The 12,370-nt window shown below is 32.2% G+C and carries 13 protein-coding genes and 3 tRNA genes; all 16 read right to left on the bottom strand.

Features of this window, described 5'->3' with window-relative positions; genetic code table 11:
• Window positions 1-40: 40 nt before the first annotated feature.
• Window positions 41-235 (bottom strand): hypothetical protein, encoded by a 195-nt coding sequence (locus G600_RS0111075; protein ID WP_330362000.1) that lies wholly within the window; start codon window positions 233-235, stop codon window positions 41-43.
• Between the two features lie 192 nt (window positions 236-427).
• Window positions 428-1,243, bottom strand: coding sequence for a hypothetical protein (locus tag G600_RS0111070; RefSeq protein ID WP_027431974.1), 816 nt, complete (start codon window positions 1,241-1,243; stop codon window positions 428-430).
• Between the two features lie 13 nt (window positions 1,244-1,256).
• Window positions 1,257-2,240 carry a hypothetical protein gene (locus tag G600_RS0111065; RefSeq protein ID WP_027431973.1) on the bottom strand — a complete coding sequence of 328 codons (984 nt, stop codon included), beginning with the start codon at window positions 2,238-2,240 and terminating at the stop codon, window positions 1,257-1,259.
• Window positions 2,241-2,258: 18 nt separating this feature from the next.
• A complete protein-coding gene (locus G600_RS0111060) occupies window positions 2,259-3,140 on the bottom strand; it encodes a hypothetical protein (RefSeq protein ID WP_027431972.1) in 882 nt (293 codons plus the stop codon).
• A 226-nt stretch (window positions 3,141-3,366) separates the two neighbouring features.
• Entirely contained in the window at window positions 3,367-3,867 is a 501-nt protein-coding gene (locus G600_RS0111050) for a RuvC family protein (protein WP_027431970.1), read from the bottom strand.
• Window positions 3,867-4,076, bottom strand: coding sequence for a hypothetical protein (locus G600_RS0111045; protein ID WP_027431969.1), 210 nt, complete (start codon window positions 4,074-4,076; stop codon window positions 3,867-3,869). The genes G600_RS0111050 and G600_RS0111045 overlap by 1 nt, the downstream gene beginning before the upstream one ends.
• A gap of 229 nt (window positions 4,077-4,305) precedes the next feature.
• Window positions 4,306-4,378 (bottom strand) — tRNA-Lys (locus G600_RS0111040).
• A 254-nt stretch (window positions 4,379-4,632) separates the two neighbouring features.
• On the bottom strand, window positions 4,633-4,941 hold the full coding sequence (locus tag G600_RS0111030) for a hypothetical protein (protein WP_027431967.1): 309 nt from the start codon (window positions 4,939-4,941) through the stop codon (window positions 4,633-4,635).
• A 118-nt stretch (window positions 4,942-5,059) separates the two neighbouring features.
• Window positions 5,060-5,131 (bottom strand) — tRNA-Gln (locus G600_RS0111025).
• 606 nt (window positions 5,132-5,737) lie between these two features.
• A tRNA-Ile gene (locus tag G600_RS0111015) sits at window positions 5,738-5,811 on the bottom strand.
• Window positions 5,812-6,116: 305 nt separating this feature from the next.
• On the bottom strand, window positions 6,117-6,431 hold the full coding sequence (locus G600_RS0111010; protein ID WP_027431966.1) for a hypothetical protein: 315 nt from the start codon (window positions 6,429-6,431) through the stop codon (window positions 6,117-6,119).
• Complete coding sequence (locus G600_RS0111005; protein ID WP_027431965.1) at window positions 6,415-7,098, bottom strand: hypothetical protein; 684 nt, start codon at window positions 7,096-7,098, stop codon at window positions 6,415-6,417. Before G600_RS0111005 ends, G600_RS0111010 begins: the two co-directional genes overlap by 17 nt.
• Before the next feature lie 111 nt (window positions 7,099-7,209).
• Window positions 7,210-7,350, bottom strand: coding sequence for a hypothetical protein (locus G600_RS15730; RefSeq protein WP_155885968.1), 141 nt, complete (start codon window positions 7,348-7,350; stop codon window positions 7,210-7,212).
• 11 nt (window positions 7,351-7,361) lie between these two features.
• Window positions 7,362-7,811, bottom strand: coding sequence for a hypothetical protein (locus tag G600_RS0110995; RefSeq protein WP_027431964.1), 450 nt, complete (start codon window positions 7,809-7,811; stop codon window positions 7,362-7,364).
• A 100-nt stretch (window positions 7,812-7,911) separates the two neighbouring features.
• Window positions 7,912-10,899 (bottom strand): InlB B-repeat-containing protein, encoded by a 2,988-nt coding sequence (locus G600_RS0110990; protein ID WP_027431963.1) that lies wholly within the window; start codon window positions 10,897-10,899, stop codon window positions 7,912-7,914.
• Between the two features lie 136 nt (window positions 10,900-11,035).
• Entirely contained in the window at window positions 11,036-12,109 is a 1,074-nt protein-coding gene (locus G600_RS0110985; protein WP_027431962.1) for a hypothetical protein, read from the bottom strand.
• Window positions 12,110-12,370 lie beyond the last annotated feature (261 nt).

The raw sequence follows: 12,370 nt of genomic DNA, 5'->3' as shown, positions 1-12,370 counted from the left end.
AAAAGTGGATTGTCATTACAAAACAACCCACTAATTATTCTTATTCAGTTCCCATTTTTTTGTGGAATCGCTTCAGTCTCTCTCTTCTCTGCTCTTTTTCTTCCTCAGACATCCTTCTCGGCTTACGATAACTAACGTACTTTTTCGGCATGGAATATGTCTTGTCGATATCTGTTTCGCCTATGCACTTATAAACCTCTGGGAATTCGTTAACTAATGCATCAAGTTTTCTCATAACGGCTTTACTTCGGGTATAGACTACTGCATCAGACTCAGCAACATTGAAATTGATTGTTGTTTCTTGCTCATACTTTGATAACTTACTTATAAAGTTCACCGCCTTTCAATATTTTTTAATCGATATTTTCCAAAGTTTTTTACATTTTATCGAATAGCAGCTATCGGAAATGATAGCTGCCTTGTTTCGTTATGATAATTGTGAAAATATCTGTTGAATAAACATTATTAATACATATCCTATCATATCTCCAAATAGCAATAAGATACCTAATGTCATTTGTCTATTAAGTTTTTCTTTGTCTGAATTATATATTTCTTCCTGTGTATCTGAGATTTGCTTATTTAAATCGTTTAGAATATCAACTGAACGACCTGTCTGCTCACTCTGACGTATAATCATGCATAATGTCTGAATATTACTTTGTGAAAAGTTACTTTCTAGTTCATCAGTAGCTTCCAGCAATGTTTTTTGTCCAGTTGCAGTATCTATATAAAACTGATTTAAACATTTTTTTAATCTCTTATTTTTTACTAAATCTTTACATGCAGCAATTGCTGAACCGATATATGCTCCACCTCTAATCTGAGATATAAGCATATTACAAAGTGTTAATGAATCATTCATAAGTTCTTTTTCTTCAGATTTTGACTGATATGCAAAAATTATATCAGGTACGAATAGACCAAATATAGCGAATGGAATTATTAACCAATATGTTATAAAAAAACCTATTAATCCAAAAGTTAATCCGAATAATAAATGTATGATTATATAATAAGACGGATCTGCTAACTTAGGATATCTTACAAGTGCGCCTTGGGATTTTAGTCTTTTTAATTTATCTGAAAAACTAAAAAATTTACTTTTTTCAATTTTATCTCCTGCGTTTTTTATAAATTGTTTTGATTCTTTTGCCATTTTTATATATATAAAAAACACTGTAATTCCAATTAACATTATTATTATTAACTGGGTTATAAATATTATAAACTTATACTCCATCTCTATATCACACCTACTTTCCTGCACGTATAGCACTCGCAATAAAATAAACCGAAATTAAAAAAGCAATTATTAATACACATGCTCCTAATACACTATTTACCATTGTTAACGCAATATTTACTTCTAATATTTCTCCTAGCATTCCTAATACACCTATAAAGGCTACTAAAACTGCTACAAAAGAAATAAGATTTTCCTTTGCAATACTGGCCCTCATTTTCTTGCCATGCAAATATTCAATTAAAGAATGTCTATTAGTACTTACAATCTCGCCATATGAGCTTACATTATTTAACGCAATTTCGAGGTTCTTCATAATTTCCTTGAATTTTTCATCTTCTATTTTATTTGAAAGATTTCTAATTGCGACAACCTTATCTCTATTAACATCCTGCACTTCATAAATAGCTTCGTACAAGCATGTTCTTAATGGATCTGAAACTTGTGGTGCAATCTGTTCAAATATACTAAAGATTTCTGAATTTGCTGTAGAATAATTTCCCAATAAATTCAAAAAATTCATAAGCTCTAGTGATACAGCTGCTTTTTGTTTCATTCTTAATATATATAATCCTAAATAGCTTAAGCTAAAAAATATAATAAAAATTAGTAAACTCATTGTCACTGATTTAAAAATAACTATAGACATAAGGCCTAGTACAAAACTTGTTATCAATGTGGCTAAAAAGAAGCTTACTGATGTTCTTATATATTTACCAATCCCATATGTATAAAGTCTTGAATACTTAAATGTATTATCCATCCAGACTGTTAATTTGCAATTAAGGAAATCTTGCACATATCTTTTACTAAAATGAGTAAGATAAGCATTTTTATTTTTCTTCATTCTTTCATTAACCACTTCTGTATTAATCAAGAATGTGGGAACAATTATAAATAATGCACCAATAAAAAGTGCTATTGGAATAAGTATTTTTAATGCAACACTGTTGTTTAAGGTTAATTGATATAAATTATCTATTATAGATTTCAAATTTCCACATCCTTTCTTTTAAAAAAATCCGTCTTCGTCATCTTCATCTTCCACAAATTTAGTCCATATAGGTGTGTCGCTTTGTGTTTCTTCATCTTCTATAATGTGATTATTAAGTTCAGTGTCTTCATGCAATTCAGCACCTTCATATAAAGTATTCTCCTCGGAATCAATATTTCCGATGTAATCCTTATCCTGTCTCACCTGCGTCTCAATTTCTTCATTTCTAAACGACCATGGAACTTCGGACTCTTTTGCTGCCTTATAATCTGTATATTTTTCAAAATATGTATCAATGTCTTCATCAATTCCGTCTTTTATTAATTCTTTTGCTTTTATTTTTCTTTCTTTTTGACGGATACTAGCTGCATCTTCATAAATATCCTCTTCCTCTGTCTCTTTCTCTTTGTATTTAAATGAATCATCTTTTTCTTCATATAAATCCCTAAAGACTATTTCTTCTGAAAGAGTATCATCATCATGAAAATCATATTGTGATAAATATGAATTAGCATAATCTGTTAATTTATCGTTAACTTCTTCTCTTTTTTCATTAAACTTATCATTAGCAGCCTTTATCTTTGCACTTCTAATCTTTGTTTTTGTTTGCTTCTTTTTTCTTTTATGCTTAAAAAGTGCAATTGTAACACCTGCAACAACAATTATTCCAGCTACAACGCCTAACCTAACATAATTAGGGCCATTGTTTGTTTGCTGTTGAATTTCTACTTCCTGAAACTCTACTGTCGGCATAGTCTCTTTAGATACACTTTTAAACGCTGAATTTGTGCTAGAACTTGTTGTATTACTACTAGTGCTACTAATACTCGTATCACTTATACTGTATCCTTCTGTTTCCAGCGGTTTATCTAATGCACCCAATATTAAACCATTTTTCATTTTAACCTCCATCATTGATTTACCATTAAACCATTGTCTGCGAATATCTTTTCTACCAATATAAAATATTCTGTAGTCGTAAAATTATCTGTATCCAATTTTTTTATGCTATGAAGGACTTTTTCTAGTATTATATTTGCATTGTTCTCATGTTCATTTAACAATTTCAACTTATAATTTCTTATAGTTCCTTCATGACTTATCTTTAATAAAAAACTTTCCATTCTTATGCCTTTCGTTCTATATCTAACATTTTGTTTATATATGCATCGCCAATTAGAATCGCATCACTATGATTATCATCATCTGGCATGAATAAATACTTCTTCTTAACACTTTCAATGCTCCATGCTTTTAATTCATCTCTCTTTTTTGGGATTGGGCCAAATTCTTTTAGCTGCTTTCGCCATTCTGATGGATAATATTTGTGATAATATATATTATTTGCAATGCAATAACCTTCTATTGTTCCTAGAATTTCTTTTAATATCCCGTATGACTTTATATTTGATTTATAAATAGGATTTTCTACCACGACAATTTCAGGATTGCATTCTTTACATACTCTAATTATTTCCATTTGCATATGTTTTAATCTAATATCTTTATCTCTGATTTTGCTTAAATCAATTGTTTTTCCATTATCATATTTTGCATTTACAAAGCAAGCAAATCCTGTTTTTTGAGACGAAATATCAAATACTAACATTACTATTTTTTTATTCATTAATTCACGTACACAGTATGAATGTAGCCCCATTCTCTAAGGCATTCCTGCATTTCCCTTTCATTAATTTTTACGTCACCATTTTCGCCCTTCATTAAAGATGAATTGTGCAAAATATATTGATATGCTTCTCTCTTTATTTGCTTTGGGACATCAATAACCCTATCAATATACTTCATAACTTCTTTTTTACTTATAAATTTTTCCATTTTTAATTTACCTCCGCATTCTCACAATAAATATATAAGAGCATTTGCAGAAATCAAAATAAGGGAATTAACAAGAAAAAAGGTAACACAATAAATGTGTTACCCATAAGTGAGATAAAGAATAAACTAATCTTGTAAAAAGCGGTTGATAGGAATCGAACCTATCACTTGCACCATGACCGCTATAAACAAACAATAAACGGAGAAATACAAAATTATACTTGCCAAATGCCCCAAGAGGGAATCGAACCCTCGACAACTAGATTAAAAGTCTAGTGCTCTACCAACTGAGCTATTGGAGCTTATTTACTGTTTCTGATAACCGCATAAAACTAATCTATTCGCATCCATAGATTTTTTGTTATTACAGTCAAGCCTATCAATATACATAAAATGCCAATAGCAATAAAAAAAGATTCAGGGTACAATATAAATGTTTCCTCTGGTGTCATGTGTCTAATAATATTCCATACGTTACTGTTAAAAAAATTAATGCCAATAGATATAATCATGCACCATATGCTAAAGACAATTACTCTGCGTATAATTATATTTCTCATGAACTTGCCTCCTTCTTCTCTTGCATTCTATTTAACTGTTCAGAAAATAAATCCACTTCTTCTTTAGTAAGATATATACCTTTCTCTCTAGCCTCTTTGATTATCATGCCATAACGATCAGAGGAAATTGTTTTATGGAAAACGAACTCATTTAGGTTCAGCAATTTTGCATATAAAAATTGACACTTTTTAATTTCCTCGATTTTAGAAAGTGTGTATTCTATAAATTTAACTAGGCATAAAATAACCATGCTCAAAACCATGCTTAAGACAATTAGTAAAATGACTATCATATCTTCTATCATATTTTCTATTATTCCTCCTTTAACGTGTAAATGCTAATAATTCAAAATTGGTCTTAAGGTTGACCAGCCGCACATCTTAACCGCAAAAATACTGACGGTTGGAATTTGCTCCCGAAAACAGCCCTTGTTGGACTCGAACCAACGAATGCAAGGATCAAAACCTTGTGCCTTACCACTTGGCTAAAGGGCTGAATTTTGCTCTTGTTGTCGTACAAGATATGTTATTCAACATGGTGTAAACGTCAGTTATCACTCAAACTGATTAGAGTTCTTAGCAAATGCCAAGTATTAAATACCTCTTGAATACACATATTCCCTTATGTCGTAGAGGCTCGTTTCAGTGTGACCAGCACACTATATAGGTCTTGGATTCATAATGCTATCCTTCATTCAATCCTCTCACTGTCCTAGTGGATAGTTCAAGTGAGTGCTTAATTTTTTAATGCCCTATAGGCTCTGTTTCTCTTTTGCTCTTCGATCTAACTCCTTTATCTCCCGATCTAACTTGATGCCACGTTTTATTTCTCTTATAAGATTAGGAATAGCAAATATCATATATATTACAAACAATATCATGTTCGCTAGAGTTATACCGACTGATATATAATCGACAGTTGTCATGTATGCCCTCCTAATAAACAATCTCCTTTTATTGTTTCTTAAAAGTTATCGTAAGCGATTCTAGTTTTACAACAGGAGCTGCGATTTACGACTTATGCTCTTTATCGAACATTGTGTAATTGTATAGCACTCAAAGAATCTCAACAGAGTTCCGACTACCGCATCGATAACTTAGTGGACCTTCTAGGACTCGAACCTAGGACCGACTGGTTATGAGCCAGTTGCTCTAACCTACTGAGCTAAAGGTCCATACAGCCACTCCTTAAAATAAGGAGAGGCCGTTTGGTTGTATTATGTTTGATTTGTGTATTGTAAGCTCTTTGTCTTACACTTTAATTATATAAGAATAATTTACCATTTTTTGTAAATATCTAATATAATTTATATTAGGTAATTTTTTACTCTCTTTTTTATTCCTAAAAGCAATTATAATCATCCTCATAAGGCTCTTCCGTTACACAATCGGGGCAATCATCTTCCGAACATAAGATAATTAAACCGTATTTGTTGTAATAGATTAGACATTTTTAAATTCCTTTGTTCTGCTACATACATTATAGTAAATAATCTGTTGCTAAACGGTCTAACTCATTAATGAATTCTTCTTCATTTTCCTCAAAATTAGACTCATGTAATGTTGCATCATATGAAGCAACTTCTCCACCACAATCATATTCAACATATATATGAACATCATTTGTGCTAATATTTACTGCAACATATGCATAATAACTACACTCTTCATCAAGCAGTTTAATACATTTTTCATATACATCATCTAAACGTCCATCAACGCTTTTAGATTTTTTTACAAATCCATTTCTTGTAAGAATGTTATTAATTTTCTTGTTATCATCTTTTATTAACATAATTATCTGCCTCCATCATTACCCCACAATGACAATATGGAAATTCTTTCAAAAGACTTATTTTCCCATGATATTTACCACTTATTTCTCGTCCACATTCTGAGCAATGATAAGTTTTATATCCAGTTGCTTGTACACCTTGCATTTCATTAAGAATCCATTTTCCAACCTTACGTGTAGGTGTTACAGATGGTAACTCTTTATCTAATCTGTCGAATAATTCAAGTTTCCTTAATGCTCCACCAAATGAGAAATTCATATCGAGCCACTTTTTAAGTTCTGCTCTGCTCACACAATCCTCACAAGGTTGTTCTAGGGCCTTAGCAATTTCTTTTCCTTCAACATAGCAATGAATACATCTGATTTCGTAGCCCGCAGGTGCATCATCTTCGACTTCCAGTTCTTTTAAAACGGCATGTTTGAAGAAGTCGTCTGGAATGTTATAGTTAGGTTCGTCTCCGTTCCAAATATAAACTTCTTTCCAGATCATCGACATGAGTCTTGTGGTAGAGTCATATGTATACTCTGTCTGATTTCTGTCGTTGGTGAATTCTCCTCTGTTGGTGAGGAAAGTCGCTGTGTTAATCCACGGCATATCGGTATTAGTGATGCATTCAAACGAAATAGTCATAACCTTAGCTTTATTTAATGCTTTTTCTTTAATCATAATACAAATTTTTCTCCTTTTCTATATTTTGTTTTCAATACAAATATAGAAGAAAATGTTCATGGTTTTACGAAAAAAAACGGGCCACATTATATAGCCCGTTTTCGTTCGTCAATTTGACTCTTCTTCGTACTCTTTTCTCGCTTCTTCTTGTGCACATTCTTCTTCGAACTCAGCTTCCGCCTGCATTCTTAGAACGTCATATTCTTCGGCGGAATCATAAAGACCATCATCTAACATTTCTCGATACATAGCATCTCTCCTTAATATATAGATTCAGCTGAAAGTTCGTGCATATTTTCATCGTACTTAATACAAACGATATCAATTGTTTCGTTCGGTTTTAAAGTGATTTCTTTTGCAGCCTCTTCTGCCTCTTCGGCACTTACAAATACATCGATTTGACGGTCGAATTCGCCATTTACTCTTACTTCAAGAGCATATTCATGATATGGGTTCGCATATATCTCTACGCCTCCAATATCTGTATAATCCTGAGCAGTAATAGCTTCATCATCGTTATGAATCTCAATTTTATAAGAGTCATCAATGAATTCTCCGTTTCCTAAAGGAATGTCATCTATATGGGTTTTGGCATATTCAATGGCATCCTGTAGGTTCTTAGCACCTTTTACTTTGATTGTAGAATATACCTCCCAAGTAACAGGAATAATATACTCTTCGTCCTCATTAATAAATTCTTCTGGTTTCATATAAATCCTCCTTTTATATATTTGTTTTTCACTATAAATATATAAGAAATCTTTTTTTTAACTAAAAAAAGCCGACTAGATTTCTCTAGCCGACTTCTTATTAATTAATTTCTACTATGTGGTATCTTAATCTATCTAATATAGAACTGTTAGCGCCACTAGCTACTGTTATCTTTTGTTTTCTATTTAATGTCTTTACTTTAGTTTTATCTACGGTATTTCCTATTAAATTATTAATATATACCTGATTTTCATTAAGGAATCCTTTTACATGGACATCGCCCTTGTATGCTGTTACCTGGATGTTATCTTCTCCTCCAGCTGCATATAATGGTGTTATTATTATAAATTGCTGAATCCATGTGCCATCATCTGTATTAGATATTAATTGGCCTAGATTTGATTCTTTGTCTACATATAATACATCACTTGTTATTTCTACAAGTAATTGTGCATCATATTTTCCATCTAGGCTTCCAGTGTAAATATATAATGGATATCTTTCAGATATATACCAGTTTTCAGGGAACTTGATTCTGACAGCATTTGCATAACCAAATGTACTTACTGTCAAAGTAAAGTATTCACCCTTTATTAATTCAGCTTCGGCTGTATCTATGCCTTGTTTTGTTTTGGCTTCAACCTTTAAATCAAATACTGAACTATTAGTTGTATTGTCTAACACATTTCCCACATTATCTTCTAAGTGATAAGTAACACCATAGTCACCATTAAACAAGTTATCTGCAAAATCTTTAAGATTAACCGTCATAACATCAAAGCTATTCCAATCAATGTGAGTATATCTATTATATTCATCTAATTCTTGATTTTCTGCTTTTCCTATCGTAGCAACTTGTGAATTGTCATAATTTGTTACTACAATTCTAGACTTATCTAAGTTAAGACCTGAGATATTGTCATGTCCTATAAGACTTACGATATATTCTGTAAAATTAGACTTATCAAGGCCCACGATATTTTCTAGCTTATCTATACCTTCAAGTGTTGGTATATCATTATCGCCAATAAGAGATGTATAACCATCTGTATCGTGATAAGTAGTTGTTTCATTATAACTTATATGTGAGTCATACCAAGCATCCCTCATAATAACCCAAGGAATAACAAGCATCGAATTATTATCTGTTAAAGTAACATTATTATAGCCTGTTCCATATATGAGCTTACCATCTGTCGTTTTATTAGATGTGAAACTAGCTGAAGTTACTGTCTGAACATTTCCTGTATCTGTACTTGATACATAATCATATCCATAGCTATCTATGTAATACCAACTAGATGTAGTAGCTTTATCGCCATTTGCAAATAAAGCCTGACGTTTATATTGCCAATTAGTTGTTTGATTAGTATTTAAATAGTACCCAATTTGAGTACCACTAGCACTTACACTTCCAAGGCTTGTTACAATCGGTGTATCTGAATAATAGAAATATCCAGCAGGACTGTCAATTGCCTGATTCTTCCATTGCGGAGCGAAAGGCGAATCTGAATTGCTTGTATTAGCATTTGGTTTTTCTATATCGTTGCCATCCGCATCAGTAAAATGTTTCCATATTGCTACTAGGGTAACTGTTCCGTCCGAACTACGAAGGTTTTTAAATTTTTCATTAGCATTTATATATGACTTTGTACCAATACCGACACTTGGATCTGTATTAGTGTTATTAGTATAGCCACCATAATTCGAACCATCATATACTTGCCAACTTCTAAACTCATAATCTTCTCTAGTTACGCTATCTGGTGCAGTAACCGTTTCGTCAAAACGAACTCGCTTATCTGGAATTTGTTCCTCATTTGCAAGGTTCATATCGTAATGAACTGTATATGAGATAGGCTTCCAAATAGCGTAAAACGTAATAGTTGTACCATTACTTATATTTGTTCCTGAAGACTTTGGTGTAATAGTTGTACCTACCCTATTTAATCCTCCAAGGCTTGAACTAAAACTTAGAGAACTATAAGAAGGATTTGTTGACCAGCCCACAAATTCATAACCTGTTCTTGTTAGTGAACTAGCACTAGGCATTGTTATACTATTACCAGCCTTAACATTTTTAATAGTTGTTACACTACCTGTTGGATTTGTTGTAATAGTATCACCATAGATATTTCTAGTAGTTACGCTTGTTGGGTTTGAGTTAAATACAACATCGTAGGTGAATTTAAAATATATATTTACGGTTGTATCTGCGTTTAAAGTCTGCACACCTGTAGAAGTAGTGCCAATAGTGGTTTCTACACCGTTTTCTACTTTTGTAATCTTTTCTACATAGACATTACTTCTATTAGTTCTTGTAGCATTAATAGAATAAGTAACGCCTTTTGTAACGTTCATACACACATCGCTTTGCCATGCATCTGAACCAGATATTTTAAAATTACCATATGAACCATCTGTAAATTCCTGCCATGAAGAACCATTCCAATATAGTGGATTTACATTTAAAACCTTTTGTTGATCTGGATCATCTTCCCAAACAATAGTAAGGGAATTCATGACACCTTCACTTCTTTCTATTTTTACACCTGTTTTTTGCCAATCGCCTATAAACACACCACAATCAAGTAATACAAACTGATGACCGTTTTCTACATATGAATAAGATACCATTTCTGTATTATCGTCTAATACTTCTTTTAGTCTATATCCTGCTGGAGCACTTATAACCTCTAATAAAAGGAATGGAGTATGACCTACGAAATTACCCGAAACATAAGTGTAATCCACATTAGTACCTTGTGCTCCAAAGTTAAAGTCTGTAAGTCGCATCCAATCTATGCCATTATCATTCATCTGTGCATAACATCTCTCTGCCGTAGGGAGATCAGGATAAGCCGAAGCTCCCATATCATCATTGTAGTCAAGCCAAGTGATTTGATATGTTCCCGTAGCACCATTTGCACCCGTTTGATTAATTTCATAATCAAATCTTGCATTACGCTGGTCTAAAGCTTTTACTGTCAATATATTATTTAACATTAAAGAAAAAGCAAATAAAATAACAACTAAAATAAAAACAATCCGACCTTTATCTTTCTTTGATTGCCATGATTTTATCATAACTTTACCTCCTAAATTTATTAGTAAAATATTGTTCCATAATAAATATAGAAGATTAAAAATAAAAACCCCTAAGTAGATTTGGTTATTTGTCTACTTAAGGGGGAATCATATCATTATAGCTTGTCTTTATAATTTAATTTGCATGTTTTAAATATATTTGCCATATAGTATCTATTACTTGATCATATTTTTCTTGTGTATCACCCGAAGCTGTTGAACACATTTGAGCAATAGTTAAGTCTTCATTAAAAACATAAATACGATCTACTCCTGGATAACCCGAAGGTTGTGCATAAATTCTTGGGTTTTTAGTTTCATGCAAATCAGACCATGTAATCTGCCATGCATCTGTTAAATCACGACCGTCTAGTATATTAATTGCTTTAATATACTGACTAGATGAACTTGATGAAGAACTATCTGAAACGCTTGTGTCATTAGAGCTTTCATTTGTCGAACTAGATGAATTATCTGCAACTTCATTAGTTGTATTGCTTGTTGAAGATGATGTACTATTTGAGCTTGAAGCCTGTGCCTGTGCTTCTGCCTGAGCCTGAGCCTTAGCTGCTTGCTCTGCCTGATATGCCTTTTCATCTTCCTCAATCATGTACTTTGCGTATTCATCACCTGTAAAGAACTTCACACCCTCGTCTGTAGTAAGAATATTTGTTACTAAATCCTTATTTGCATTGAAATAATAGAAATAATAACTATATACGCTAAAGTGTGTTGTTGAAAATGTAACGACATTTCCATCATTACTTGTTTCGCAAGCTTCCATCATCTTTGTATCTGGATTGTAGTAATAAACCTTATACTCAACTGAATATCCCTCTGGAAGTTCAAGAGTATCTAAAGCCTTAGTGATAGAAACTGTTCCATTTGGCTGAACCTTCTCGTTATTAGCATCTGTTATATTAAAATCGAAACTTACAGCACTTGTGAAAGTACCTGCAAAACCTGAATTTTCAATAGCCTGATTCATTTCATCTGTCATATCAACGGCTTCTGAATTAAATGTAAGTCCTTCAAGTTCAACACCCTCAACGCTTGAACCATCTGCACTTGTAAGAGTATCAGGAGTTGCTTCAGTTACAAGCTCTGTTGTATTTTCTGATGTATTTTTCTTTGTTCCACATGCTGTTAAAAGACTTGATAAAGCAAGTGTGGAAATTAAAAGTGTTGTGATTAATTTGTTCTTTTTCATAAATTTCTCCTTGTATTTTATATTGAAAAGAACTGTTTTGTTCTTTTCTGCATTAAATATATAAGTTTTTTGGGTGGATATTGCGAAATATCTAAAAAAAATCGACTAGATTTCTCTAGTTGGCTTTGAATGCGAAAGATAGAAAGTTATATATAACTTTTAGACTTCTTTATTCTTCTTGTAAACTTAGTGGTGGGTTTTCTAAGTCTTCTTGTAAACTTAGTGGTGGGTTTTTATTTAACCAAAATAAATTTACTAGAT

It is taken from the genome of Lachnospira multipara ATCC 19207, assembly GCF_000424105.1.
In the GTDB taxonomy this organism is placed as follows: Bacteria; Bacillota; Clostridia; order Lachnospirales; family Lachnospiraceae; genus Lachnospira; species Lachnospira multipara.
The sequence above is the reverse complement of the archived record's forward strand: the minus strand, read 5'-3'. Positions and strand labels throughout refer to the sequence as shown.